The following is a 25,139-nucleotide window of genomic DNA, read 5'->3' on the forward strand; positions in this document are numbered from 1 at the left end:
CTCCGCGGACACATCCCGGCTGTTCGCCAACGCCCGCAACTCGGCGGCCTGTTCAACGGAGAGCTCCATGCCAGCAGCAACGAGACACACGAGATCAAGTAACGCCAACGGAATCACGACGCACTAGCCGTCCTCTTTGGCGTCAGCGGAACGGTCGGGCAACCACTCTCCACCTCGCGCTATCTGATAAGTCTCCTGGCTTATCTGGTAGCACCACTTCGGAGAGTTGATTGGCCGGTCGGGGCGATCTGGATTTTGAATAACAATTCCACGCTCAATGAACTGCTTCAGCGTGAATCGACGAATGCTTTCTCGTGTGTTGGGGGCGTATTCTTTCTTGTAGATGTCGCGAATCCATTGCATGATTTCAGGGACTCGGAGTATGGGTTGCCCCGCGTTGTGCCATTGCGTGTCAGGTCCCAACATCAGCAGAGCCAGCAACACGTATGCCGATCTTTCGTTAGAGCCTTCGGTGTCGAACCCTAGTGCACGCAGAAGCCCACGCGCTTGATTGACCTGTTTCTCAGTCCCGCGAGGCTGTGCTGGATGGATAGTTGCAGGATTGTGGATCGCAACCGAGGTAATTTCCCCAAAATTCGCTCCTGATCTGAACTTTGGGGATCCTCGAAGCAAGGCCCGTTCCGTTTGTTTCTTTACCTCCTCTGCAAGGAGCTTCTCCGTTTGTCGGCGCTTCATCATCCATTCGCCGACATCGCCACCCCAGAAGCGGACGGCGACCTCCAGGGCGTCTCGGCCGGGCAGCTGCTTGCCGCCCAGCCACGCGTAGTAAGTGCTGCGGCCGATCCCTGCCCCAGTGCACGTCTCCTTGACTCGCCCCGCTGGCCCAGCTGTGTCGCGAAGCTCGACGAGGCCGAGGGCGAAGGCGTGCAGCGGGTTCGACGGGTCAAGTGGCCCAGGCCGTCTCCCCATGAGCTACCCCCAGAGTCCTGCATAGTCTTGAGAAGTTTCGTTGTAGTCCTGAATGGTAGCTCAGCCACCGATGCGCACGGACGCTGGCTGTGTTCATCTCGACTGTGTGCAACGGAGGTTCAGGTGGGACTGTCATTCGGCGTCAGGCTGCTGCTCGTCCTGGCGACTGCGCTGGCGGCGATCATCGTCGGCATGGTTACGGGCTTGCTGGCTCGATGGGACGGTGCCAGCCTGCCGACCTGCATCATGCGCGGCTCGGCAGCCGTCGGAGTAGCCTTGACCCTGCTGCTCGCAGTCCTCGGCAGTCTCGGCACATGGGCCTGAAGTTGGCGCGTCCCTCTGGCTGGATAGGAAGCACACAAGTGCAAGTGCCTGCTGCCGGGGCTGGTTTCTAACTAAGGTTCGCACCGAGGGGCGTCATACTGTGATGGCCCTTGGCCATTCCCTTACCCCTTTGACCTGCGGAAACAGATTCCGGTAGGCGCTTTTCCGGGGCCGTGGGGAGAATCGTCCGGCGCCTTCGGGGCGCGTGTGTCGGCGCTACTCTGGTGCTGGATACCTGGCCGGAAAGGGTGCGCATGACGGTGCAGCAGATGGAGCCTGACGCTCCGCTCATCCCCATGCCGGAGCTGACTCTGCCGGGGCTGCGTCGGGCCGTGGCCGTTGTGGTGCCGTCGCGGTTGCCAGAGTTCTTCGACGAGATGCAGAAGGCGTTCGTCCAAGCGGGAGAGGACGACAGCGTCCTGCCGATCCGGATGTTCTACCGGCGGTGGGGAGTGGTCGTCGAGATCGAGCGCCATCCACGGACCGCGCAACGCCTGCACGCGGCGGAGGCCGCGTTGAACAGCGAGGACGCCGACGTCCGGGCACGGGCCGTACGGGAGGCCGGGGAGATCGTCCGGGCGGCGCACCGTGAGGTCGCGGGTGACTCATTCGCCCCTGGCTTCACAACAGTTGGCTAGCCGACCGCACGGCTGGCTAACCCAGCGCACGGCGCAACGCCTGGACCACGTCCACTTCGGGGAACACGTGAGGGATCTGCTCGACGGCTTGATCGATGAGCTGTTCCAGCATTCCGGGCGCTGCGCTGTGCATCAGGTCGCGCAAGTAGCGGTCGAGGTCGGCTGAAGCGGTCGGCAGCCGCAGCTCGGAGAACAGCGGCGCGCCGTCGGTGGCGTATCTCCCGGGTGGTACTCCGACCTTCTCCGGGTGGACGCAGACGGGTACGCCGGCAGCCGTGTACCTGTGCCCGTCCGCCGGGTTGAACGGGTACTCGCGTGAGGGGCGTTCGGCCACGTCGAACCCTCCGAGAGGGAACCGGCGTGATGGGCAGATGCCGTAGGCGGGATGTTCGTCGCTGGTGACGAAGGCGTCGACCATGGCAGTGAAGGGTAGCCCTCCTTGGCCTCTGCGCCGAGCCAGTGATCAACTACCCGACTTCGCGCATACCGGCGTTCTCGCATAGACGGCCCTGGCCCGTCACCCCTAGCGTCGTCCCAGGGCAGGGGCGGACCCTGTCGAGAGGGGCGGACCATGGCGCGTGAGGGACTGACGCGGCTCACCGGGACTGGCTCCGGGACCTGCAACAAAAACGACTGCCCGAACGTCTACCGGACGGGCACGGGCTCCATCCTCGTCCAAGGCGACGTGTCCGACGCCTTCACGCCTCCCCAGGGCGAAGGGCTCGTGGAGATCCCCGAGAGCGTACTGAAGGAGGCTGTCCGTGCTCTTGGATGGTGAGGAGTGGGACGCCAAGTTCCTCAACTTCCGGAGCGAGGCATGGCGGTTGGAGACCTTGCCGGTCTACAGGGTGCCGCAGGAAGACGAAGAGATCCGGCAGTTCCTCGCAGGTGAGCGTCTCGACCCTCATGCCTACTCCAACGAGTACACCGACGACCTCAAGCGGGTGCGTCGTGAGGGCAAGACGAAGGGGCGCGTGCACATCGTGACCCGGCCGCTCTCGGACTATCTCCGGTACGAGTTCATGTACTACGAGCCGCATGCATGGGCCGGTGAAGACATCCGAATCATGGATGTGACCGACAGGGAGAACCCGTTGGCCGGTGTCCAGGACTTCTGGATGTTCGACAGGTCGGAAGTGGTGCTGATGCATTACGCACCCGACGGCACCCAGATCAGCCGGGAAGTGTACGAGGGCGACCCGGAGCCGTACAGGGAGTACCAGCGGATCGCGCTGGCGGAGTCGGTGCCCTTCGAGGAGTACGTGAAGGGCCTTGACGTTCGAACCTGAGCAGCTGGGCCAGTCCAAGGCTGACCTGGCCGCAACGCTGAAGACGCTTCGCAAGCGAGCCGGACTCTCACAGGTTCGGCTCGCTCAGCGTTGCAATACGTCTCAGACCAAGGTCAGCAACATCGAAAGCGGAAAGACAACCCCGAACCTCGTCGACGTCGAGCTGATACTGAGAGCCCTTGAGGCTCCCTCGCAGCTCATTTCCGAGGTCACGGCCCTCGCGAGGATCGCGAACACCGAATGGCAGGGCGACCGTTCCCTGCTTCGCCGAGGACTCGACAAACGGCAGAACGAACTGGCCGGCCTCGAGAAGTCATCCACAGAGTTCCGGTATTTCCTGCCGACGATGATCACGGGCCTCCTGGCCACGCCGGACTATGTGAGAGCGAGTATCGCGGACGTTCCGGGAGACCAGAGCAAGACCATCGCGAAGAAGCTGGAACGCCAGACAGTCCTCTACGACAGGTCGAAGCAGTTCAGGTTCGTCCTCACCGAGCAGGCCGTCAGATGGCCCCTCATCCCGCCCGATGCGCTGGCTGTACAGATCGACCGCCTCGCCTCGTTGACGCACCTGCCGAACGTCCGCATCGGAGTGATCCCGATCGGGCACGACGTGAAACCGGGCCCGTTGAGCGTCTTCACGGTTTACGGCGACAGTATGGCCACAGTGGAGACCCCGACCGGAGTCCTCATCTTCAGGGACCACAGGGACGTTTCCGCATACCTGGACGAGTTTTCCGTGCACGAGGCTCATGCCGTGTTCGGGGAGCAGGCCAGGGAATTCCTCACCGAGTGGGCAGCCTTCTGCCGGTCGTGATCTTTAAGCGAAGACTCGCATAAAACTGGACCAGTCAAGCCTGACGCCACAACGATGTGCCCATGACCACGGACACCGAGAAGACTGCACAACAAGCCGATGCCTTCTTGGCAGGCAAGAAGAAGGCTGATGACGCCGCCTTCATGCTCGGACGAGTGCTGGCGGAGATGGACATCAGGGTCGGCGACAGGGATTCGTGGCCCCAGTTGATGGGCCGCGCTTCTCTCTCCGGCGAGCCGAGCGTGTACCTGGGCACTGTGCCGATGGCCACGGTCCGCAAGCTGGTCGATGCCCTGATCTACGCGGAGTCGGCGAAGCGTTGTCAGCGTGACGCTGACGATGCCTAGCCCGGTGTCCGTCCCATCTATCAGGAAGGTTTCATCATGGCTGACCTGTACGGGCTCAACCTCGACGGTGCCCGGTTCGCCAAGGCATGCGGCGACAGCAAGCGGCCCGACATGGAGCCGCTGCGCTTCACCACCGCCGAGCTGGACGCGGCCGGTATCGACCCGGGCCGCTTCAACCTCACGGCCTGACCGGTCCCACCATGGCAGTCCCAGTCGACTGCCCGTGTGATCGGCGGCCCTCGCCTTCTCGGAGGAGGTGGGGGCCGCCTCCAACTTTCCTGGACAGGAAGACCAGTTGCACGTTCACGGGTACCTCTGGACCGGCGAGAAGGCAGCCTTCGACAAGGAGAGCATCCGCCGCCCACCGCCGTCCCTCGCGCCAACCGTCACCAGTCCCGACGAGGTGCAGCAGCGGTACCGGGAAGCCGTCGCGGACTGGAGGACCACTGACGTACCGCCGATCGAAACGGCCCTGTGGCTGCTGAAGCCGCCCAAGATGGTTCAGGGGACGTGGGGCGAGCCGAAGGAGGCCGCGCAATGGCTGGGGGACCGGCTCACCGAGTACGCGCCTCGATTCGCCTCCGGCCACGACCAGGACACGACCCGGCTGGCCGTCCTCACCGCCTCCGCCGCCGAGCGACTGGCACAGGGAGGCGACGTGTCGCTCGGCTTCTACCTGCGTGGGACCCTGTTCCTGTCGGTGGCGCTGGTGACGTGCTCCCCGAACTGTCCGGATCCGGAGCTGAGTTGCCCCCTGCCTCCTGGCTGACTGGCACTGGGTGCAACGGGCCTCCCAAGTTTGCCCGTTCCGCCCCGGGCGCCTGCGGGAACCGCGAGCATGGAGGCATGAGCTCATCACACGGTCCTGTCATGGAGCTGCTGCGCGCTTCGATGGATCCCGCATCGCATCAGGCGCGGCGGCGGACGGATTCGCCGGCCTGTCAGGTGGTTCTCCGGGCCGCGAAGGCCGATCTGGCGGAGGGCGGGCTGGAGAACATCAACCAGCTCGCCATCGGCGCGGGTGTGGCGGCCGCGGGGCTGACCGCCTGGCTCGCGGAGCAGCGGAAGACGGACCCGGCGGCTCTGGTCGACAGTCTTGACGGGGCCCTCGGTGAGGTGGGTGAAGAGCGCGGCTCAGGTGTTGTGGAGATGCTCAAGGCGTTGCTGACGGGGCCGCCCGGTATGAAGGCGGCGGCCGAGTTGATGGTGCGGACGTTCCGTGAGGACGAGGAGGCGTACTACGACCTCGTCGTGGATCTCGGGGACTACGCCGCTGCATGCGTCAGCATGCTCAGCAGTATGGGTGCCAGCAGGACCGAGGACACCCTCGGTGAACTGGAGGACATGCTGCGGGACTTCTTCAACGATTGAGGACAATTAAACGGGCTGTTCGGGTCGTTTGAGTTGATCGGGTGCTACGGGGGATACGGTGATGGGGCGTCAGTTCGCAGAGGTTCCGGCCGGCCACGAAGAGCCCCTGGACCCCGTTTTCCTCGTCGGCACCCGCTTCTGCGACGCCGGTTCCGAGGAGGTCGTGCGGGCCGCCGCGCGGATCACGGCCGGGGCGGGGAGCGGCCGGGAGAAGGCGGTGCGGCTGTTTCGGTGGGTGCAGGACGAGGTCGAGTACGCGGTGCTGCACGACTGGACGTTGACGGCGTCGGAGACCCTGCGGCTGCGGCGCGGGTCCTGTTCCAACAAGGCGAATCTGTTGTGCGCGATACTGCGGTCGCAGCGGATTCCCGCTGGATTCGGGGTACTTGTCGTGAACGGCAAGGAGTATTTCGGCCCTGCCTGGTTCCCGGTGTTCCGGGAGATGTGCGACGAGAGGTCGCGTCATTTCTTCGCCGCTGTCCATCTCGACGGGCGGTGGCTGCGCTGCGATCCCAGTGACGACTACGCGCTCTCCGCCGGCACGGCGCACCTCAACCCGCCGTCCGCGCGCGTCGATTTCGACGGTACGGGCCACGCCGATCTGCGGTTGGATCCGGCGCACGTCCTGTCCTCCTCGTGGCCGGTGCCGGACATCGACCGGTTCCTGGAGCGGAAGTCGGCGAAACCGGAGGCGGGTTTCGAGGTCATCGACGCGGCGCTGCGGTTCGCCCGGACGTACGGGGCCGGATGCGGCGGGGCGCAGGAGCTGGAGCGGAAGTTCTGGGCGTGGTGGTACGGGCCCGGACGGTCCGGGGCGGACGGGCGGTAGCGCGCCCCGGCACCCCGGACCGCTGTGGAGTCGGGCGGGCTCAGCGCACCGTCACCGTGAACACCGGCGAGACCGCCTGGCCGCCCACGATGCGCAGGGAGTTCTTGCCCTTGATGCCGAGCTTGACGCGCATCGAGTAGGTGGAGTCCTTCTTGACCTGGACGCGGGCGGGGAGGGAGACCCACTTGCTGCCCTGCTTCTGCTGCAGGGTGACGACCGTGCCCGGCTTGATCGCGGTGGCCTTGCCGTTGACCCGGAACTCCTGCCAGGCCTTGACGGAGGCGGTGCTGGGCTTGGCGGTGAGGGCGGGCTTCGCCGCGACAGCGGTGGTGGAGGCGGCCGAGGCGGCGGCCGTGGGGGCCGTGGATATGGGGGCGGCCACCGCGGCCGCGGCCCCGGTGGCGAGGACGGCGGCGGTGACGGTGCCGACGAGGGCGAGGCGGTATGCACGGTTCATTGCGTGTTCCTCCTTCGTGGGCTGTTTCGAGGCCTTCACCGTGGAACACGTGAAATCCGGTGCGGAGGTTGCCTGTTGAGGGGGAGGATCTCGGACATGTTTCCGGGGGAGAGGGAGGCCGGATCTGTGTAGTGGGCATCCAATGCTTGTGGTCATGGCACCATGGAGGGTTCCGCCCGCGCCCCCTCACGGAGAACCGTTCATGAGCGACCCCGCCACCGCGGCCGCAGCCGACCCCGCCACCGACCGTCCCCGGATATCCGCCGCCCGCCGCACCGGTCTGCTCGTCACCCTCGTCCTCGGCGGTCTCACCGCCCTTCCGCCGCTGTCGATGGACATGTACCTCCCGGCCCTGCCGGAGGTCACCGAGGTGCTGCGCAGCCCCGCCGCCACCGTGCAGCTCACGCTCACCGCGTGTCTGCTGGGCATGGCGCTGGGCCAGCTCGTGGTCGGGCCCATGAGCGACAAGTGGGGGCGCCGGCGGCCGCTGCTCGCCGGGATGGTGGTGTACGTGCTGGCGACCGCCGTCTGCGCGGTGGCTCCCAGCGCGGAACTGCTGATCGCCTTCCGGCTGTTGCAGGGGCTCGCGGGGGCGGCCGGCATCGTGATCGCGCGGGCCGTGGTGCGCGACCTGTACGACGGGGTGGCGATGGCCCGCTTCTTCTCCACGCTCATGCTGATTTCCGGTGTCGCCCCGGTCGTCGCGCCGCTCATCGGCGGGCAGGTGCTGCGGCTGACGGACTGGCGCGGGGTCTTCGTCGTGCTGACGGTCATCGGGGTGCTGCTGACGCTGCTGGTGTGGCGGACGATGCACGAGACCCTGCCGCCGGAGCGGCGGCACTCCGGCGGCGTGGGGGAGGCGCTGCGGACGATGGGCTCGCTGCTGCGGGACCGGGTCTTCACCGGCTACATGCTCTGCGGCGGCTTCGCCTTCGCCGCGCTGTTCGCCTACATCTCCGCGTCGCCGTTCGTCGTGCAGGACATCTACGGGGCCTCGCCGCAGACCTTCAGCCTGCTGTTCGGCGTCAACTCGATCGGTCTCGTCCTCGTCGGACAGCTCAACGGCAAGGTCCTGGTGGGCCGGGTCAGCCTGGACAAGGCGCTCGCCGCCGGCCTCGTCGTGATCACGCTGGCCTCGGGCGCGCTGCTGGCGATGACCTCCGGGGTGTTCGGCGGGGCCGGGCTGGCGGCGGTGGCGACCGGGCTGTTCGTGCTGATGTCGGCGATGGGGCTGGCCATGCCGAACACCAACGCGCAGGCCCTGATGCGCTCCCGGGACGCCGCCGGTTCGGCGTCCGCGCTGCTGGGCACGTCCACGTTCCTGCTGGGCGCGGTGGCCTCGCCGCTCGTGGGCATCGCGGGGGAGCACACGGCGGTGCCGATGGCCGTCGTCCAGCTGGGGTGCGCGCTCGCCGCCACGGTCAGCTTCGTGGCGCTGTGCCGGCCGTGGCGGCGCACGGCCGGCTGAACGGACGCCTTGCGCGGCGGGCGGCCGGTTCCGCTTGGGGCGCCGCCCCGAGGTTCCGGGTGGCGGGCCGCCCGCGACGCCTTTCTCGGGGTGCGAGTCCGTTCCCGGCGTGTCCGGTCGTGCGACCGGGCCGTAGGCCCGCTGCCCAGGGTCCGTATGCCGCTGGCCCTGGGCCTGCGATCGGCATGCCCCGACCCCAGCCCGTACGCCCCGCCCGCCCGCCGCGCGGGCCCCGGGTCCGTATGCTCCCGGCCCCGGTTCCGCCCGGGGTGTCGTCCGTGGTTCCGGGTGGCGGGCCGTCGGCCGGTCCCGGCGAGCCGCCTGCGACGCCTTCGCGGGGTGCGAATCCGCTCCCGGCACGTCCGGCTGCGCCTCCGGATCCGTACGCCTCCCGGCCCCGGCTCGTACGCCCCCGGCCTCGGGGCCCGTACGCACCCGGCCCCGGCCCGTACGCCCCCGGCCCCGCCCGTACCCCCCGCCCGCCGCGCAGGCGTTCCGCTTACCTCCCCCGCCTCCGCGCGCACCCGTCCGTACCGTCCCGGAAACCCGCATAGACTCCATCAAATGCATGCCCCACCCTCCCCCCGCACCGGCGAGAACCTGCGTGCCGTGCTCGCCGAGCTGCTCGACGGGCTGCCGCCCCGGCAGGCGGCGCAGGCCGTCGAGCGGCTGATCGCCAACTACCGGGGGCGGACGCCGACGGACGCGCCGGTGCTGCGCGGCCGTTCCGACGTCGTCGCGTACGCCGCCTACCGCATGCCCGCGACCTTCGAGGCCGTGCGTTCGGCGCTGGAGGCGTTCCGGGAGCGGCTGCCGGAGTGGGTACCGGCCTCGCACGTGGACGTCGGCGGCGGTACGGGCGCGGCGAGCTGGGCGGTGGCCGCGGCCTGGCCCGGCGGTGAGCGGGAGACGACGGTGCTGGACTGGGCCGAGCCGGCCCTCGCGCTCGGCGCCGAGCTGGCCCGGGGCGCGGACAGTGCCGCCCTGCGCGGCGCCCGCTGGCAGCGCCGGGTGATCGGCGGCGGCCTCGCCCTGCCCGAGGGGACCGATCTGGTCACCGTCTCGTACGTGCTGGGCGAGCTGACGGCCGCCGACCGCACGGCGGTCACCGACGCGGCGGCCCGCGCGGCGCGCGCCGTGCTCGTCGTCGAACCGGGCACGCCCGAGGGCTACTTGCGGGTGATCGAGGCACGCGACCGGCTGATCGCGGCCGGCTTCACCGTGGTGGCGCCCTGCCCGCACAGCGCCGCCTGCCCCATCGGACCGGGCACCGACTGGTGCCACTTCGCGGCGCGGGTGAGCCGCTCCTCGCTGCACCGGCAGGTCAAGGGCGGTTCGCTCGCGTACGAGGACGAGAAGTTCTCGTACGTGGCGGCCGTGCGCGAGGACGTGGCCACGGCGCTGCCCGGGGCGCCCGCCCGTATCGTGCGCCGGCCGCAGATCCGCAAGGGCCAGGTACTGCTGGAGCTGTGCACGCCCGGCGAGGGCCTGGCCCGGGAGACGGTCACCAAGCGGCACGGCGCCCTCTACCGCGCGGCACGCGACGCGGACTGGGGCGGGAGCTGGCCGCCGGAGCAGGACTGACGCGGAACTGACGCAGGACCGGCGCAGGACCGACGCGCGCGGCGGCGCCCTTCGCGGAGGGGCCCTTCGCGGAGGGGCCGCCGCATGCCCGTGGGGGTGCGCTGGTCAGCAACGCAGTTCCAGCGTGCAGCACTTGACGCTCCCACCCCCCTTCAGCAGCTCGCCCAGGTCCATGCCGATCGGCTCGTAGCCGCGCTCGCGCAGCGGCCCGAACAGGCCCACGGCGGCCTGCGGCAGCAGCACATGGCGGCCGTCGCTGACGGCGTTGAGGCCGAGGGCGGCCGCGTCCTCCTCCTCGGCGATGAGCGCGTCGGGGAACAGCCTGCGCAGCACGGCCCGGCTGCCGGGGGAGAACGCGCCCGGGTAGTACATGACCTCGTCGCCGTCGAGGACGCACAGCGCGGTGTCGAGGTGGTAGTAGCGGGGGTCGACGAGGTCGAGTCCGACGACGGGTCTGCCGAAGAACTCCTGTGCCTCGGGGTGCGAAAGAGGGCTGCTGCGGAAGCCGCGGCCGGCGAGCAGCCAGGAGGCGGTGGCGGCGAAGTCGCCCTCGCCCTCGTTGATGTGCTCCGGTTCGCGCACCTCGGTGAAGCCGTGCGCGCGGAACCACTCGGTGTGCACGGCCGCTTCGGCCGAGCGCTCGGGGTGGGCGAAGCGGGCGCCGAGCACGCGCCCGTCGACGACGGTGGCGCCGTTGGCGGCGAACACCATGTCGGGCAGGTCGGGGTGCGGGTCGAGCTCCTCCACGGTGTGACCGAGGGAGAGATAGCGGTCCCGCAGGTCCTCCCACTGGGTGAGAGCCAGTGGCAGATCGACCGGTTTGCCCGGATCCATCCAGGGGTTGATGGAGTAGGTGACCCTGAAGTAGGTCGGCGGGCACATCAGATAGCGCCTCGGAGCGGCGGCGCGCGCAACGACGGTACGCAAGGAGGGCTCCTCACGGTGGTGTTGGGCACGTGCGGGATGTGGCACGTGCCCAAATCGTCGCTGCTGCGCCGTCTTTGGCGCATGAACCTTACGGGTGGTTTACCGGTGGCCCGGCCGTGCTCAGCGGCTTCCGCTTCGTCCTTCGCGCAACGCGCGCAACAACTCCCGCTTCTGTGCGGCCGCGTCGAGGCGGGCCCCGCCCTGTCCGGCCCGGGCGCCGCCGCGCAGGGCGGTACGGGAGAGGTTGCTGCGGGTGCCGCCGACTCCGAGCATGCTGCCTGCGTTTCCCCGGGGCATGGGGTCTCCTTCCGACGTGCCTTGCGGTCCTTGTCGTGCTTGTCGTGTCTTGTCGTGCAGTAGGCGAGACGGTGCGTCTCGTCGTGCCCTCATGGTTCAACGAGACGCCGCGTCTTGTCAAGGTGAATCGAGACGATACGTCTCGCCTAGTCCTGGCCTAGGATGCCGCCATGAACCGCAGGACCCCGCCCGACCCCTCCCGCCGCAGCGAACGCTCGCGCCGCGCGATCCTCGACGCCGCCCTCGAACTCGTCGCCGAGACCGGCTACGCCAAGCTCACGATCGAGGCCATCGCCGCCCGCGCCGGCGTCGGCAAACAGACCATCTACCGCTGGTGGCCCTCGAAGGCCGCCGTGCTCTTCGAGGCCACCGTCCTCGACCGGGCCGGCGGGGAGGCCCTCGACCCGGCCGCCGTCGAACTGCCCGACACCGGCGACCTGGAAGCCGACCTGAAGACCGTGCTGCGGGCCACCGTCGACGAGCTCAACGACGCCCGCCTCAACGAGCCCATGCGCGCCCTCACCGCCGAGACCGTCAACGACGAGGCGTTCGGTACCGCCTTCACCGAGAAGGTGCTCGAACCCCAGCTGCAGGCGTACGTACGGCGGTTGCGCGCCGCCCAGGAAGCCGGACAGCTCGACCCCGGCGTCGACCCCCGCACCGCCCTCGAACTCCTCGTCGGCCCCCTCTTCCACCGCTGGCACAACCGCACCCTGCCCCTCACCCACGCCTACGCGGACGCGATCGTCGACCTCGCGCTGCGCGGACTCACCCCCCGCCCCTGACACCCCGCGGCCGCCCCGGGAGCGCGCGAGCGGCCCGTGTCACACCCCCCGGACCGGTCCGGCGGTCACACGGGGCCCGCGATGGTGGCAGCATTGACCGCAAGGCCGCGGTCGAAGCGAGGGGATAGATGGAACGCAAGAGCAGGTTCTCCCAGTGGCTGCGCCGTCCCAGGAGCAAAGCGGGCGGCGGCACGGGCACGGGCGCGGCGGCGGAAGCGGCCCGCGAGGATCTGCTCCTGGCCGCCGCGGCGGCCGGCTTCCCGCTCGCCCCGGCCGCGCACCCCTCCGGCTACGGCTGTTCCTGCGAGCGCATCGGCTGTCCGACACCCGGCCGGCACCCCGTCTCCTTCGCCTGGCAGACCCTCGCCACGACCGACCCCGAGAAGGTCGTCAAATGGCTGCGCGCCCAGCCCGAGGCCAACTTCGTGACCGCCACCGGCATCGCCCACGACGTCCTCGACGTACCCGCCCCCGCCGGCCGGCAGGCCCTGGAACGGCTGACAGCGGCCGGCGTCGAACTCGGCCCCGTCGCCACCGTCGCCCCCGACCGCATGCTCTTCTTCACGGCCACCCGCGGCACCCCCGACGACGAGGACGAGTGGTGGCCCTGCGAGCTCGACTGCCACCCCGAGACGATGGACGAGCATCCCGGGCTGCGCTGGCACTGCCGGGGCAGCTATGTACTGCTGCCGCCGTCACGGCTGCCCGGTGACGAGGGAGTGGTCTGGATCCAGGGGCCGGAGCGGGGGCTGCCGGATCCGTTGACGTTGCTGGAGGCGTTGACGGATGCGTGTGCGCGGTATGCGGGGCAGCATGAGTCTGCGGCTTGGCCGCTGGGGCGTTGAAGCGCCGTTTCCGGGGGCCTTGCCCGCCCACCCTCCCCCAGAGGGGGACCCCCAGTCACCCGGAATGATTCCTTACCCCCGGGGGCTCCGCCCCCGGACCCCCGCCGACCCGGCGCCCGGGAACGATTGCTTCCCCTCCCCGCCCCTTCCCGAAACTGGGGCTCCGCCCCAGACCCCGGTCCTCAAACGCCGGACGGGCTGTACGTGCTCACTCCCCCTTCGCCGCCGTCAACCCCTCGATCCTGTTCAGCATCATGATCGGGCCCCCCGCCGCCTTCGAAGGAACCCGCACCGCCGACTCCGCGACCCGAGTGAACGTCACCGCCGTCCTCGGCTCCCCGTTCAGCAGGGACTGGGTGCGCCGGTCGGCGATCGTCGGCTGTACGCCCTGGGCCATCGTGCGCTTCTCGTGGTGGTGCGCGGTGAAGAACACCAGCGCCCCGCCGTCCTTCGTGCGCAGCGCGGGCGCGGGGAAGGCGGGCGCGTGCTCGGGTACGTCGATGTAGTCGGTCCAGAAGGTGGGGGTGCGGCGCAGCTTCTCGCGTTCCTCGCGCAGTTCGGACGTGCGCCGGCCGGGCGCGAACAGTTTCTCGTCGCCGGTGCGCAGGTAGGTCGTGTACGTGCTGCTCACCTCGTCCGGGGCGAACGCGAGCTTCGGGTCCGCGCCGCGTACGGCGGGTACGGGCTCGGCCCAGCCGTCCTTGTCGAGAGCGAATTCGGGCACCTTGTCCTGGCTGAGGATCGACAGATAGGCGGCCTTCCACGGCGCGCGGGCCCGTTCCTGGGTGAAGAGCACGAACCAGCGGTTGCCGTCGCGGTTGCTGCGGGTGTCGGCGAGGAAGAACTTCGGCCAGCCCGCCTGCCGGGGGATCGTGAAGCGGGCGTCGTCGAGGACGAGCACCGGATAGCCGGGGTTCCCGCCCGGGGTCAGCGCGCTCTGGGTGGTCATGTCGGCGTGGCCGATCTCGGCGAGCGGGCCGGTCTCGACCCGGTCGATGACGGCCGGGTCGAGCTTGCTGTAGGCCTCGTTGTAGCCGTCGTTGAACGCCTCGAGGACCTGCGGTGCCTCGTCCCGCGAGACCGCCGGGAGCAGTTCCCGCTCGCCGTGCACGGTCACGCATCCGGTCGCCGCCAGCAACGGCAACGCCGCCGCGAGCGCGAGCAAGGCGCGCCGGCGGCGGTGACCGTACGACCGGGGTCCGATCGACCGGGGTCTCATCGTGCCTACGACTCCTTGGCCGGCTCCTGCGACGGCTCCTTGCCGGCCGCCGGGGTCGGCGCCACCCTACCCGGGGCGAAGAAGACCGCGAGGGTCGGCACCAGATACAGCGTCCACATCGCGACCTGCAGCCAGGTGGGGTCCGGCTGGAAGTTGAACACGCCCTTGAGCAGGGTGCCGTACCAGCTGTCGACGGGGATCTGCTCGCTGATGTCGAAGGCCCTGCTGCCGAGGCCCGGCAGGACGTCGGCCTCCTGGAGGTCGTGGAAGCCGTAGGCGAGCACGCCCGCCGCGACGACGATGAGCATGCCGCCGGTCCACGTGAAGAACTTCGCCAGGTTGATCCGCAGGGCGCCCCGGTAGAACAGCCAGCCCAGCACCACGGCCGTCAGCAGTCCGAGGACGGCGCCGATCAGCGGCCGTACGCCGTCGTCGGTGGCCTGCACGGCCGTCCAGATGAACAGCGCGGTCTCCAGGCCCTCCCGGCCGACGGCCAGGAATGCGGTGACGACCAGGGCGGTGGTGCCCATCGCGAGCGCGGCGTCGAGCTTGCCGTGCAGTTCCTTCTTCAGGTGCCGCGCGGTGCGCCGCATCCAGAAGACCATCCACGTCACGAGGCCGACGGCGACGATCGACAGCGAGCCGCCGAGCATCTCCTGCGCCTCGAAGGTCATCGAGTGCGAGCCGTACTGCAGCAGGGCGCCGAAGCCCATGCTCAGCAGCACGGCGGTGGTGATGCCCAGCCAGACCGGGCGCAGCGCGTCGCGGCGGCCGGTCTTGACGAGGTAGGCGACGAGGATGCAGACGACCAGGCCGGCCTCCAGGCCCTCGCGCAGGCCGATCAGGTAGTTGCCGAACATGCGGCTTCCCCTTCCGTCGAATTGAGGGGGCGTGCGGGGAGTCGGGGAGTTTTCGAAGGGGCGGGCCGCTCAGGAGAAGAGCGCCCGGCCCCACCAGTCGTCGTGGTCGCGGACGCCCGGCGGGACGGCGAAGACGGCCGAACCGACGTGCTGGATGTACTCGTTGAGGGCGTCCTTGGCCGCGAGCTTCTTCTGCAGCGGCACGAAGCCGTCGCGCACGTCACGCTGGTAGGCGATGAAGAACAGGCCCGCGTCCAGGCGGCCGAGCCGGTCGGTGCCGTCGGTGAAGGAGTAGCCGCGGCGCAGGATCGTCACCCCGTTGTTGCTGTCGGGGTGCGCGAGCCGGACGTGCGCGTCGGGCTTCATCAGCTTCAGGTTCGGCTCGTCGTGCTCGCGGGAGAGGCCCTGCGGGGCGCCCTCGGCCTTGGTGCGGCCGAAGGTGTCCTCCTGGTCCTTCAGCGAGGCCCGGTCCCAGGTCTCGACGTGCATCCGGATCCGGCGGGCCACCAGGTACGAGCCGCCCGCCAGCCACGCGGGGCCCTCCTGCTCGCCGACCCACACGTGCTTCTCCAGCCGGCCCGTCTCGTCGCCGCCGATGTTCCGGGTGCCGTCCTTGAAGCCCATCATGTTGCGCGGGGTCTGCGCGTCCGGCGTCGTCGAGGACGTCTTGCCGAAGCCCAGCTGCGACCAGCGCATCACGGCGCGGCCCATGGCGATGCGCGCCAGATTGCGGATCGCGTGCACGGCGACCTGCGGGTCGTCGGCGCACGCCTGCACGCACAGATCGCCGCCGCTGCGCGCCGGGTCGAGGTTGTCGCCGGGGAAGGCGGGCAGGTCGATCAGGGCCTGCGGGCGGCGGCCGGCGATCCCGAAGCGGTCCTTGCCGTCCTTGGTGAACAGGCCGGGGCCGACGCCGAAGGTCAGGGTGAGCCGGGACGGCTTGAGGCCCAGGGCCTCGCCGGTGTCGTCCGGCGGCAGTTCCTCGTTGTCGACGGTGGCGCCGCCGCCGACCTCGCGGCCGGCCGTCATCGCCCGGGCCGCCGCCGTCCACTCCTTGAGCAGCGCGATCAGCGCGTCCCGGTCGGTGGTGGTGACGTCGAACGCGGCGAAGTGCAGCCGGTCCTGGACGGGGGTGGCGATACCGGCCTGGTGGGCGCCGTGGAAGGGCACGGCCTCCCCGGCCGCGGCGGCCGGCTCCGTGCCGTCGCCGAGTCTCAGTACGGCCGCGGTGCCGCCGCCGGCGACGGCCGCGCCCACGGCCAGGCCCGCGCCGAACCGGCCCAGGAGGGAGCGGCGGGAGACCCCGCCGTCCCGCTCCTCGTGCCGCGCGGCGGACGTGCCGGTGTTCTGCTGTGCGTTGTTCTGCTGTGCGTCGCTCATGAAAGGGTGCCCGTGTGTTCCGCGAAGTTCCTTGCGCCGTACGTCACTTCGCGACGGCGGCGGCCAGCTTGGACAGCGGCTCGGAGAGCGCGTTGACGACGTCGGAGAGCTTCTTGCGGTCGTCCTGGCCGACGGTGTCGTAGGACTTGAAGCCGTCGCCCTCGCGGTAGGCGTCCAGGGCCTGCTTCACGGCGGCGAACTGCTGGTCCAACTCCTTGACCAGGGCCGGGTCGTGCTTGCCGGCGACGGGCTTGAGGAGCTCGTACGCCTTGAGGGCGCCGTCGACGTTGCCCTCGAAGTCCGCCAGGTCGGTGTGGCTGTAGCGCTCCTCCTCACCGGTGATCTTGTTCCGGTAGACCTCGTCGAGGAGTTCCTTGGCGCCGTTGGCCATGGAGGTCGGGGTGATCTCGGCGGTGCCGACGCGCTTGCTCCAGTCCTCCAGATCGGCCATCAGCCGGTCGGCGAGCTTCTTGTCCTCGTCGGAGATCTGCTTGGTCTCCCACAGGGACTTCTCCAGCCGGTGCCAGCCGGTCCACTCCTGGCCCTTCTCCAGGCCGTCCTCACGGACGTCGACCTTGGGGTCGATGTCGCCGAAGGACTCGGCGACCGGCTCGGTGCGCTCCCAGCCGACGCGGGAGGGCGCGTAGAGCTTGCGGGCGCCGTCCACGTCGCCGTTCTTGACGGCGTCGGCGAACTTCCGCGCCACGGGGAGGGTTTCGTCGGCCTGTTCCTGGACGTACTTGCGGTACTCGGCGACCGCCTTGTCCAGCTCCGGGTCGCTCTTGGCCTGCGCGCCGTCGCCGGTGACGGTGATCTTCTGCCGGATGCCGTCGCCCTTCATACCGGGCTTGCAGGCGATCTCGTACTCGCCCGCCTTGATGGTCGCGGTGATCTCGGCCCGGGTGCCGGGGCCTATGTTCTCCCGCTCGGTGACGATGCGGTCGCCGGGCGCGTAGACGTAGACCTCGGTGACCTTGGCGCCCTGGTTCCGCACGTTGATCTTCACGTGGCCGGCCGCGAACGAGGTCTTCGACACCTGGCACTTGTCGTCGGTCGCGGTGACGTCGACGGCGTTCGAGTCCTTGTCGTCCGACTTCTTGGCGCAGCCGGTCAGGGCGGCGAGCGCCGTGGCCGCGGCGACGGCGGCGATGGCGGAGGAGCGGAGAACGCGCATGGGAGCTCCAGGCTTACGAGAGGGCGGGCACCGGTACGGGCGTCGGCACGGCTGGGCGCGGCTCGGCCGCGGCGCAGGCGTGGCCGAAAACAGCCTGTCCGATTTAGGCTGGCCTAACTTACCTGAGGCTTACCTGGCTCGATTCCCCCGGGGCAGGTGATTCTGCTCTCACCGGGCAAAATCTCGTCCCTCCCGCCTCGGGACCACCAGAGGCGCTCCCGAGTGCGGATGCGCGATGACATCGACCGGCTGCATATAGACACGGCCGAGCAACTCCGGAGCGAATATTTCGGCCGGGGGGCCGTCGGCGGCGATACGGCCCTCGTGCAGGACCGCGACCCGGTCCGCGTACGCGCCGGCCAGCCCCAGGTCGTGCAGCACGACCACCACGGCGTCCCCGGCGGCCGCCCGCTCCCGGCAGATCCGCAGCACCAGTTCCTGGTGGCGCAGGTCGAGCGCCGCCGTCGGCTCGTCGAGCAGCAGCAGCGGGGTGCGCTGCGCGAGGACGCGGGCGAGCGCCACGCGGGCCCGTTCACCGCCGGAGAGCGCGCCGAAGGCCCGGCCCGCGAAGCCGGTCACCTCGGCGGCGGCCATCGCGGCGCGCACCGCCTCCCCGTCCTCGTCCTCCGCGGCCGTACCCGCCCAGGGCGCGCGGCCCATCCGGACGACGTCCTCGACCGGGAACGGGAACGACAGCTCGGCCGACTGCGGCAACACGGCCCGGCGCAGCGCGAGTTCCCCCGCCGTCCAGCCGCCGGCGGGCGCGCCGTCGATCCGTACCTCGCCGGACCCGGCGGGCAGGTCGCACGCGAGCGCGGCGAGCAGGGTGGACTTCCCGGCGCCGTTGGGGCCGACGAGGGCGAGCACCTCACCGGCCGCGACGGCCAGATCGACACCGTCGAGGACGTCCCGCCCACCGACGCGTACGCGCAGGGCGCGAGCCTCGGCGAGCACGGTTCCGGCGGGGCGGGGGGCGGGCACGCGGTGCGTACGGGAGGAGAACAGGGACTTGAGAACGCGCGTCGTCACGCCCGACCTCCGTGCTTGCGGCGGGTCATGCCCAACCCCCTTGCTTGCGGCGGGTCCTGCGCAGCAGCCAGCTGTGCTTGCCCGGGGGACAACCCCCGGACCCCCGGCAGGGCACGTGCTCAGCGGAATCTGTCATGCCCAACCCCCTTGCTTGCGGCGTGTCCTGCGCAGCAGCCAGAAGAAGAACGGGCTGCCGAACAGTGCGGTCAGTACGCCCAGCGGCAGCTCCGCCGGCTGGGCCACGGTGCGGGCCGCGAGATCGCCCGCGACCAGGACGAGCGCGCCGCCCAGCGCGCTGCCCGGGACGAGGAAGCGGTGGCCCGGGCCCGCCGCCATGCGCAGCAGGTGCGGCACCAGCAGCCCCACGAACGTGATGATCCCGGCCACCGCCACGGCGGCCGCCGTCAGCAGCGCCACCACCAGGACCAGGACGAGCCGCAACCGCTCGACGTCCACGCCCAGATGGCGCGCCGGCCGCTCGCCGAGCGCGAGCAGGTCCAGCCGGCGCGCGTACAGCGGGGCGACCGCGAGCCCGGCGAGCGCGCACGGCGCCACGGCCAGCACCTTCGGCCAGGTCGCCTGCGCGAGCGAGCCGAGCTGCCAGAAGGTGATCTGGGTGATCTGCGCGTTGTCGGCGAAGAACACGCACAGCCCGATGAGGGCGCCGCCGAAGGCGTTCACGGCGATGCCGGTGAGGATGAGGGTGACCACCTCCGTACGGCCGCCCGAACGGGCCAGCACGTACACCAGCAGTACGGTCAGCAGGCCGCCCGCGAACGCGCAGGCGGTGACGGTCCAGTTGCCGAGGAAGCTCGCGCCCAGCGCGATCGAGGCGACCGCGCCGACCGCCGCGCCGGAGGAGATCCCGATGACGCCGGGCTCGGCGAGCGGATTGCCGAACACGCCCTGCATCAGCGCGCCCGCGCACCCCAGCGAGGCCCCGACGAGCAGCGCGAGCACCACGCGCGGCAGCCGCACGTTCCACAGCACGCTCTCGCCGACACGGTCGAGCGCGGCACCACCGAGCCCGGCCCGGTGCAGCAGCGAGCCCAGAACATCACCCAGGGGGATGTCGTACGCGCCGAGCCCCGCGGACAGCAGACACAGCAGGAGCAGGGCGCCGGCCATACCGGCCGCGAGGAGGGGCGCGGTACGGCGCCGCGCGGCGGAACCGGCCGTGGGGGCGGGGGAGTCGGAACCGGCCGCCGGCCCGGCGACCGGCCCGGCCGGACGGCCTTCGGCGGCGGGGGAGTTGGCCGCCTCGGCGGGGGAGCCGGCGCCGTCCGCTGCGGCCTCGGCCTCCGTCGCGGCCTCGCCCGGCTCGTGGTTCGTCTTCTCCCGGCCCGGGAGCACCCGTTGCTCCCGGGCCGGGAGCGGGGCCTGAGCGGTCACGTCACTTCCCCTTCGCGTGGATCTGCGTGATCAGCGAGCGCAGCACCGCATCCGTGCGCGGCCCGAAGTTCAGCAGGACGCCGTCGTCGACGGTGGCGACGCGGCGGTCCAGGCCGGCCGGGGTCTCGCTCACGCCGGGGATCTTCAGCAGGCCGTCGACGCCGCCGACGGAGTCGAGTCCCTTGCTCATCACGAGGATCACCTCGGGCGCGGCCTTCGCGAGGGCCTCACTGGTGATGGGGGTGAAGTCCTTCTTCAGCCCGGACTCCTTGCCCGCGTCCACGCCGCCCGCCGCCTCGATGAGGGAGTCCGCGCCCGAGCCCGCGCCGCCGAGCAGATACACCGAGGCCGGGCCGCGCAGGTAGAGGAAGGCGACGCGCGGCTTGGCGGCACCCGGGGGGATGTCCTTCCGCGCGGCGTCCAGCCGGTCCTCGGTGCGCTTGCGCAGTTCGTCGCCCGCGTCGCGTACGCCCAGCGCGGCCGCGACCTTGTCGATGCGGGGGCCGACGTCGTCGAGTTTCTTGGCCGGGTCGAGCACGACGAGCGGGACGCCGGCGGAGCGGATCTGCTCGATGGCCTCGGCGGGGCCGGTCGTGGTCTCGGCCAGGACGAGCGTGGGCCGGAGCGCGAGCACGCTCTCCGCCGACACGTCGTGGGCGCGCGTGACGACCGGCAGTTTCTTCGCCTGCTCGAAGGTGGCCGTGATGTCGCGGGCGACGACGTGGTCCCCGAGGCCGAGGGAGTAGACGATCTCGGAGAGCGCGCCGGTGAGCGGGACGACACGGTCGGCGCTGGTCACGGTGGTCTCGTGGCCGTCGGCGGACTTCACGGTCGCCGGAAGCCGCGGCTCCGGGGTCCGCGCGAGCGGTTCGACGCGGTCGGCGACGGCCTGCGCGGCCGGGCTCCCACTGGTCGGACTACCCTTGCCCGAGGCGCCGTTGGAGCCGCCGCAGCCGGACAGTACGGCGACCACGGCGAGCAGGGCGGCGATTGCGCCGACGCGGCGTGGGGTACGTGACGGGGTGGCCGCCGACTGCCGTTGATGCACGGTTCCTGCCTTTCGCTCCGGCCGGGGGTTTCCGATCCGCTCCGGATTACCTTAGGTTAGCCTTACCTAAACCGCCAGCCTGTGGCGGGTGCCGAACCCTGCCCGCGTGCCGCCCGAAAGGGGCCCTCGATGCCGTCCAGACCCCTCCGCGTCCCCCTCGCCGCGCTCGCGGCGCTGCCGGCGGCCCTGGTGTCGGCACTGCTGTACACGGGCACCGCGCACGCCGACGAGGCCCGCGACGTCTCCGGGGGCCGCCTGGACTGGGGCATCAAGTCCTCCTTCCAGAGCTACGTCACCGGGCCCGTGGCACAGGGCAGTTGGGAACTCCAGGGCGGCGCCGCCACCACCGGCGGCAGCCAGTTCCGCTTCCACTCCGCCAAGGGCTCCTACGACCCCGGCAGCGGCGCCTTCGAAGCGGCCTTCTCCGGCGGCGTCCACTTCACCGGCCACCGGAAGGCGGACGGCTCGAACGAGCTCGACCTGACCATCAGCCGCCCCACGGTGAAGATCTCCGGCGGCAGCGGCACCCTCTACGCCGACATGCGCAGCAAGGCCAAGGGCAGCGGCCAGGTCACCGCCACGAGCCAAGTCCCCCTCGCCTCCCTGAACCTGAGCGGCGTGAACCTGCGCGGCGGCGGTACGGCCGTGACCCTCGCCGACATCCCCGCGACCCTCACCGCGCAGGGCGCCCAGGCCTTCGCCGGCTACTACACCGCCGGGACCCCGCTGGACCCCGTGGCCCTGTCCGCCGACGTGCTCGCGGCGGAACCGAAGACGATTCCCTCACGTCCGGAGGAGAAAAACGTAGGCGAATCGTCACCGGAAAAGGGCGAGTTCACGGGAGCCGCCGTCGACTGGGGCGTACGCCGCACCTTCCGCGAGTACGTCACCGGTCCCATCGCCCAGGGCTCCTGGAAACTGGCCGACGGCGCCCAGGACGGCGGCGCCCTCTTCCGCTTCCCCGACGGCAAGGGCCGCTACGACGCGGACGCCAAGACCCTCGACGCCGCCTTCACCGGCACCCTGCGCTTCACCGGCAACCACCTCGACCTCGCCCTCGGCCAGGTCAAGGTCGCCGTGAAGGACGGCAAGGGGGTCCTCTCGGCGGACGTCACCCAGGGCGGCGGCACCGAACAGGCCGTCCCCCTCGTCACCTTCGACGCCGCGAACCTCGCCGAGAAGGACGGACTCGCCGCTGTCAGTGAGGCCCCGGCCAGACTCACCGCGCAGGGCGCCAAGGCGTTCGGCGGCGTCTACCAGGAGGGCGCGGACATGGACCCCGTCTCCCTCGCCGTCCCCCTCGACAGCAAGGCCAAGCTCCCGCCGCTGCCCGACCTGGGCAGCGCACCGCAGCCGACCCCCACCCCGTCCGCCGCCCCCGCCACACAGGCCGCTTCCGCCGCCCCCGGCTCCTCGGACTCCTCCGGCAGCCCCGTGGTGCCGGTGACCGCGACCGCGGCGTGCGTCCTCGCCGTGGCCGCCGGTGCGTACGCCGTCGTCCGCCGCCGGCGGTCCGCCGCGAGCACGTCCCCCGGCCCGCAGGACTGACCCCGTACACCCCCTCCCCAGACCCCGCGCCGGCCGCTGCCTCCCCTCACCACGCACGGCCGGCGCGGCCCCCCAACTCCCAAGGAGAGACCCGACGATGACCACCACCGCACGCCGCCCCCGCACGGCCCGGCGCGCCGCCCTCGCCGTCCTCGCCACGGCGACGGCCCTCGGCGCCACCGCGCTGACCGCGCCCGCGGCCGGCGCCGCCGAGCCGAAGGGCATGGGGCAGAGCGCCCCGAAGTTCGAGCTGAAGGACGGCACCCTGGAGTGGGGGGTGAAGGAGTCCTTCCGCAAGTACGTCGCCAGCCCTATAGCCGGTGGGAAGATCGAGACCGCCGACGGGGCCCGGCAGGCCGGCGGCAACGGCGCGTTCACCTTCGGCGAGGGCACCGGCACCTACGACGTCGCGACGCACGCCGTCAGCACCACCTTCAAGGGCAGCGTGCGCTTCACCGGCCACGGCGGTGAACTCGACCTGAAGTTCTCCGACCTGAAGCTCAAGGCCGACGACGGCAAGCACGGCAGCATCACCGCCGACGTCACCACCGGTGGCAAGTCCCAGGACGACGTGGCCATCGCCTCGCTCGACCTGTCGGCCGTCAAGCCCGGCAGGGGGGCCGACGGCGCGATGACCTTCGCGAAGATCCCGGTCAAGCTGACGGCCGCCGGCGCGCAGGCGTTCGCCTACAAGGGCAGGCCGATGTACCAGGAGGGCACCGAACTCGACACCGCCACCCTGTCGGTGAAGGCGGCCCCCGCGTCCTCCGGATCCGGCTCCCAGGACCAGGGCACGCAGACCGACACCGGCAAGGGGAAGGACGCGGGCACGCAGACGGACACCGGCAAGAGCGAGGACAAGGGCGCGGACAAGAGCACGCAGACCGACGCCGGCAAGGGTACGCAGACGGACGCCGGCAAGGACGCCGGCAAGGGCCAGGACCCCAAGCCGCAGCCGGGCGGCGACAAGGCCGCGGCCTCCGGCCAGATCCTCGACGGCAACCTCGACTGGGGTGTCAAGGAGACCTTCCGCAAGTACATCACCGGCCCCATCGCGGGCGGCAAGGCCGAACTCTCCGCCGGTGCGGTGAAGTCCGGCGACGGCTACCGCTTCACCAAGGCCGGCGGCGACTACGACGCGGCCAAGGCCACCGTCAACGCCACGTTCGCCGGGGCACTCCGCTTCACCGGCCACGGCGGCGAACTCGACCTGACCTTCAGCAACTTCAAGGTCAAGGCAGCCGGTACCACCGGCACGCTCTCCGCCGACGTCACCACCAAGAGCGGTGTCAGCAAGGACCTGCCGCTCGCCGACCTCAAGCTCCCCGCCGATGCGCTCAAGGCCAAGGACGGGGTCGTGACCCTCTCCGGCGTCCAGGCCGCACTCACGGCACAGGGCGAGAAGGCATTCACGTACAACAACAAGCCGATGTACCCGGCGGGCACCGCCCTCGACCCCGTGACCCTCGCCGTCGCCGTCGACAAGAACGCCAAGCTCCCGGCGAACGGCGCCACTTCGGGCGGCACCACGGGCACCGGCGCCACGGGCGGCACGACCGGCGGCTCCGGCAGCGTGACCGGCGGCACCGGCAGCGGGACCGGCACCCTCGCCAACACGGGTGCGAGCACCCCGACCGGCGCGCTGCTCGGCGGCGCGGGCGCCCTGCTGCTCGCGGGCGGCGCGGCCACGTACGTCGCACGCCGCCGCACGGGCCGCATGGCCGCCTGATCACCCCTGATCTCCCCCCACGGGACGAAGCGGGCCCGCCACCGGAAGGTGGCGGGCCCGCGGGTGTTCGTCCTAAAACAGGCGGCAGGAGCTACGCGCTCAGCGGGAACTCCCGCCCCAGCTCCCGGAAGACGGCCGTGTTCAGCGCGAACGCGCGCTTGCACTCGTCCACCACGCGCTGCTTCTCCAGGTCGTCCACGGGCAGGGCGTCCAGCAGCCCGCGGTAGGCGCGCTTGAACGCGGCCGGGTTGCCGATGCCCTCGAAGACGTAGAAGCGCACGCCGTCCCCCTTGCGGGCGAAGCCCCAGGTCTTCTCGGCGGTGCCCCGGATGATCTGGCCGCCGGAGAGGTCGCCGAGGTAGCGCGTGTAGTGGTGGGCGACATAGCCGGCCGGCCAGGAGCGGACGCACTCCTCGACGCGGGCCACATACGCCGCCGTCGCCGGCAGCGGGGCCAGGCCCGCCGCCCAGTCCGGGCCGCCCAGGTGGGCCAGATCGCGCTCCAGCTCGGCGGTGCGCGCCAGTTCGGGCAGGACGAACGGGCCCGCGACCGGGTCCTGCGCGAGCGCCTCCGACGCGGACTCCAGCGCCCGGTAGACGAACCACAGTTGCTCGGTGTAGCGCCGGTAGGCGTCGACACCGAGCCGCCCGCCGAGCAGGTCGCTCATGAACGAGGAGGTCTCGGCCTCCGTGTGCTGTTCGTGCGAGGCCGTACGGATCAGCGTGGAGAACGGGGTGGGGGTGGCGGACGCGTCCAAGGCGGACCTCCGGGGAACCGAGTGACGGTATGAGAACGGGGCGGCCGCGCGCGAAGGCGTGCGACCACCCCGATTCTCCCTACTTAGGCTTACCT

29 protein-coding genes are annotated in these 25,139 nt (G+C 70.8%); 16 read left to right on the forward strand and 13 right to left on the reverse strand.

Annotated features, from left to right (window positions below; translation table 11 throughout):
- Positions 1 to 123: 123 nt before the first annotated feature.
- Positions 124 to 930, reverse strand: a complete 807-nt coding sequence (locus ACFP1Z_RS27955) for a hypothetical protein (RefSeq protein WP_390320435.1) — start codon at positions 928 to 930, stop codon at positions 124 to 126.
- A 123-nt stretch (positions 931 to 1,053) separates the two neighbouring features.
- Between ACFP1Z_RS27955 and ACFP1Z_RS27960 the strand changes: the two genes are divergently transcribed.
- Together ACFP1Z_RS27960 and ACFP1Z_RS27965 are read left to right on the forward strand one after the other, a co-directional pair.
- Positions 1,054 to 1,254, forward strand: coding sequence for a hypothetical protein (locus ACFP1Z_RS27960; protein WP_390320437.1), 201 nt, complete (start codon positions 1,054 to 1,056; stop codon positions 1,252 to 1,254).
- Positions 1,255 to 1,523: 269 nt separating this feature from the next.
- Positions 1,524 to 1,892, forward strand: a complete 369-nt coding sequence (locus ACFP1Z_RS27965; RefSeq protein WP_390320438.1) for a hypothetical protein — start codon at positions 1,524 to 1,526, stop codon at positions 1,890 to 1,892.
- A 16-nt stretch (positions 1,893 to 1,908) separates the two neighbouring features.
- On the opposite strand, the gene ACFP1Z_RS27970 is transcribed toward ACFP1Z_RS27965, so the two are convergent.
- Positions 1,909 to 2,310 carry a hypothetical protein gene (locus tag ACFP1Z_RS27970; protein ID WP_390320439.1) on the reverse strand — a complete coding sequence of 134 codons (402 nt, stop codon included), beginning with the start codon at positions 2,308 to 2,310 and terminating at the stop codon, positions 1,909 to 1,911.
- Positions 2,311 to 2,463: 153 nt separating this feature from the next.
- Here ACFP1Z_RS27970 and ACFP1Z_RS27975 point away from each other — a divergent pair, with 153 nt between their 5' ends.
- From ACFP1Z_RS27975 to ACFP1Z_RS28010, 8 genes are all read left to right on the forward strand, one after another.
- Positions 2,464 to 2,670, forward strand: coding sequence for a hypothetical protein (locus ACFP1Z_RS27975; RefSeq protein ID WP_390320440.1), 207 nt, complete (start codon positions 2,464 to 2,466; stop codon positions 2,668 to 2,670).
- Positions 2,654 to 3,181, forward strand: coding sequence for a DUF6879 family protein (locus tag ACFP1Z_RS27980; RefSeq protein ID WP_390320441.1), 528 nt, complete (start codon positions 2,654 to 2,656; stop codon positions 3,179 to 3,181). The genes ACFP1Z_RS27975 and ACFP1Z_RS27980 overlap by 17 nt, the downstream gene beginning before the upstream one ends.
- Positions 3,165 to 3,998 (forward strand): helix-turn-helix domain-containing protein, encoded by an 834-nt coding sequence (locus tag ACFP1Z_RS27985; protein WP_390320442.1) that lies wholly within the window; start codon positions 3,165 to 3,167, stop codon positions 3,996 to 3,998. Before ACFP1Z_RS27980 ends, ACFP1Z_RS27985 begins: the two co-directional genes overlap by 17 nt.
- Positions 3,999 to 4,060: 62 nt before the next feature.
- A complete protein-coding gene (locus tag ACFP1Z_RS27990) occupies positions 4,061 to 4,345 on the forward strand; it encodes a hypothetical protein (protein WP_390320443.1) in 285 nt (94 codons plus the stop codon).
- A 36-nt stretch (positions 4,346 to 4,381) separates the two neighbouring features.
- Complete coding sequence (locus ACFP1Z_RS27995) at positions 4,382 to 4,534, forward strand: hypothetical protein (protein WP_390320444.1); 153 nt, start codon at positions 4,382 to 4,384, stop codon at positions 4,532 to 4,534.
- Positions 4,535 to 4,640: 106 nt separating this feature from the next.
- Entirely contained in the window at positions 4,641 to 5,114 is a 474-nt protein-coding gene (locus tag ACFP1Z_RS28000) for a hypothetical protein (RefSeq protein WP_390320445.1), read from the forward strand.
- A 101-nt stretch (positions 5,115 to 5,215) separates the two neighbouring features.
- Positions 5,216 to 5,716: a hypothetical protein gene (locus tag ACFP1Z_RS28005; RefSeq protein ID WP_390320446.1), complete on the forward strand. Its 501-nt coding sequence runs from the start codon at positions 5,216 to 5,218 to the stop codon at positions 5,714 to 5,716.
- Between the two features lie 61 nt (positions 5,717 to 5,777).
- Complete coding sequence (locus ACFP1Z_RS28010; protein ID WP_390320447.1) at positions 5,778 to 6,545, forward strand: transglutaminase-like domain-containing protein; 768 nt, start codon at positions 5,778 to 5,780, stop codon at positions 6,543 to 6,545.
- Positions 6,546 to 6,585: 40 nt separating this feature from the next.
- Here the strand turns inward: ACFP1Z_RS28010 and ACFP1Z_RS28015 are convergent, their stop codons facing one another.
- Entirely contained in the window at positions 6,586 to 7,002 is a 417-nt protein-coding gene (locus ACFP1Z_RS28015) for a hypothetical protein (protein ID WP_390320448.1), read from the reverse strand.
- A 202-nt stretch (positions 7,003 to 7,204) separates the two neighbouring features.
- Here ACFP1Z_RS28015 and ACFP1Z_RS28020 point away from each other — a divergent pair, with 202 nt between their 5' ends.
- Positions 7,205 to 8,470: a multidrug effflux MFS transporter gene (locus ACFP1Z_RS28020; protein WP_390320449.1), complete on the forward strand. Its 1,266-nt coding sequence runs from the start codon at positions 7,205 to 7,207 to the stop codon at positions 8,468 to 8,470.
- A gap of 564 nt (positions 8,471 to 9,034) precedes the next feature.
- Complete coding sequence (locus tag ACFP1Z_RS28025; RefSeq protein ID WP_390320450.1) at positions 9,035 to 10,054, forward strand: small ribosomal subunit Rsm22 family protein; 1,020 nt, start codon at positions 9,035 to 9,037, stop codon at positions 10,052 to 10,054.
- A 105-nt stretch (positions 10,055 to 10,159) separates the two neighbouring features.
- Here ACFP1Z_RS28025 and ddaH read toward each other — a convergent pair whose 3' ends face one another.
- Both ddaH and ACFP1Z_RS28035 read right to left on the reverse strand, forming a co-directional pair.
- Positions 10,160 to 10,981: a dimethylargininase gene (ddaH, locus tag ACFP1Z_RS28030; RefSeq protein WP_390320451.1), complete on the reverse strand. Its 822-nt coding sequence runs from the start codon at positions 10,979 to 10,981 to the stop codon at positions 10,160 to 10,162.
- A gap of 120 nt (positions 10,982 to 11,101) precedes the next feature.
- Positions 11,102 to 11,278, reverse strand: coding sequence for a DUF6243 family protein (locus tag ACFP1Z_RS28035; RefSeq protein ID WP_390320452.1), 177 nt, complete (start codon positions 11,276 to 11,278; stop codon positions 11,102 to 11,104).
- Between the two features lie 170 nt (positions 11,279 to 11,448).
- Between ACFP1Z_RS28035 and ACFP1Z_RS28040 the strand changes: the two genes are divergently transcribed.
- Together ACFP1Z_RS28040 and ACFP1Z_RS28045 are read left to right on the forward strand one after the other, a co-directional pair.
- Positions 11,449 to 12,063, forward strand: a complete 615-nt coding sequence (locus ACFP1Z_RS28040) for a TetR/AcrR family transcriptional regulator (RefSeq protein ID WP_390320453.1) — start codon at positions 11,449 to 11,451, stop codon at positions 12,061 to 12,063.
- A gap of 128 nt (positions 12,064 to 12,191) precedes the next feature.
- Positions 12,192 to 12,908, forward strand: a complete 717-nt coding sequence (locus tag ACFP1Z_RS28045) for a bifunctional DNA primase/polymerase (protein WP_390320454.1) — start codon at positions 12,192 to 12,194, stop codon at positions 12,906 to 12,908.
- A 208-nt stretch (positions 12,909 to 13,116) separates the two neighbouring features.
- Here the strand turns inward: ACFP1Z_RS28045 and ACFP1Z_RS28050 are convergent, their stop codons facing one another.
- The 7 genes from ACFP1Z_RS28050 to ACFP1Z_RS28080 form a co-directional block, all read right to left on the reverse strand.
- On the reverse strand, positions 13,117 to 14,127 hold the full coding sequence (locus ACFP1Z_RS28050) for an SCO2278 family lipoprotein (RefSeq protein WP_390320455.1): 1,011 nt from the start codon (positions 14,125 to 14,127) through the stop codon (positions 13,117 to 13,119).
- A gap of 5 nt (positions 14,128 to 14,132) precedes the next feature.
- On the reverse strand, positions 14,133 to 14,987 hold the full coding sequence (gene efeU, locus ACFP1Z_RS28055; protein ID WP_390320456.1) for an iron uptake transporter permease EfeU: 855 nt from the start codon (positions 14,985 to 14,987) through the stop codon (positions 14,133 to 14,135).
- 69 nt (positions 14,988 to 15,056) lie between these two features.
- Positions 15,057 to 16,367 (reverse strand): iron uptake transporter deferrochelatase/peroxidase subunit, encoded by a 1,311-nt coding sequence (efeB, locus tag ACFP1Z_RS28060; RefSeq protein ID WP_390320457.1) that lies wholly within the window; start codon positions 16,365 to 16,367, stop codon positions 15,057 to 15,059.
- Positions 16,368 to 16,410: 43 nt separating this feature from the next.
- Positions 16,411 to 17,541 (reverse strand): iron uptake system protein EfeO, encoded by a 1,131-nt coding sequence (gene efeO, locus ACFP1Z_RS28065; RefSeq protein WP_390320458.1) that lies wholly within the window; start codon positions 17,539 to 17,541, stop codon positions 16,411 to 16,413.
- Between the two features lie 168 nt (positions 17,542 to 17,709).
- Positions 17,710 to 18,570 (reverse strand): heme ABC transporter ATP-binding protein, encoded by an 861-nt coding sequence (locus ACFP1Z_RS28070; RefSeq protein WP_390320459.1) that lies wholly within the window; start codon positions 18,568 to 18,570, stop codon positions 17,710 to 17,712.
- 132 nt (positions 18,571 to 18,702) lie between these two features.
- Positions 18,703 to 19,962 carry a FecCD family ABC transporter permease gene (locus ACFP1Z_RS28075; protein WP_390320460.1) on the reverse strand — a complete coding sequence of 420 codons (1,260 nt, stop codon included), beginning with the start codon at positions 19,960 to 19,962 and terminating at the stop codon, positions 18,703 to 18,705.
- Between the two features lies 1 nt (position 19,963).
- The gene (locus ACFP1Z_RS28080) at positions 19,964 to 21,010 is read right to left on the reverse strand and encodes a heme/hemin ABC transporter substrate-binding protein (protein ID WP_390320461.1); all 1,047 of its coding nucleotides are present in this window, start codon (positions 21,008 to 21,010) and stop codon (positions 19,964 to 19,966) included.
- Positions 21,011 to 21,139: 129 nt separating this feature from the next.
- Between ACFP1Z_RS28080 and ACFP1Z_RS28085 the strand changes: the two genes are divergently transcribed.
- Both ACFP1Z_RS28085 and ACFP1Z_RS28090 read left to right on the forward strand, forming a co-directional pair.
- The gene (locus tag ACFP1Z_RS28085) at positions 21,140 to 22,558 is read left to right on the forward strand and encodes an HtaA domain-containing protein (RefSeq protein WP_390320462.1); all 1,419 of its coding nucleotides are present in this window, start codon (positions 21,140 to 21,142) and stop codon (positions 22,556 to 22,558) included.
- Positions 22,559 to 22,655: 97 nt separating this feature from the next.
- Positions 22,656 to 24,287, forward strand: coding sequence for an HtaA domain-containing protein (locus tag ACFP1Z_RS28090; protein WP_390320463.1), 1,632 nt, complete (start codon positions 22,656 to 22,658; stop codon positions 24,285 to 24,287).
- A 91-nt stretch (positions 24,288 to 24,378) separates the two neighbouring features.
- On the opposite strand, the gene ACFP1Z_RS28095 is transcribed toward ACFP1Z_RS28090, so the two are convergent.
- Positions 24,379 to 25,044, reverse strand: coding sequence for a biliverdin-producing heme oxygenase (locus ACFP1Z_RS28095; RefSeq protein WP_390320464.1), 666 nt, complete (start codon positions 25,042 to 25,044; stop codon positions 24,379 to 24,381).
- Positions 25,045 to 25,139: the final 95 nt, after the last annotated feature.

Source organism: Streptomyces gamaensis, from assembly GCF_042656465.1.
In the GTDB taxonomy this organism is placed as follows: domain Bacteria; phylum Actinomycetota; class Actinomycetes; order Streptomycetales; family Streptomycetaceae; genus Streptomyces; species Streptomyces gamaensis.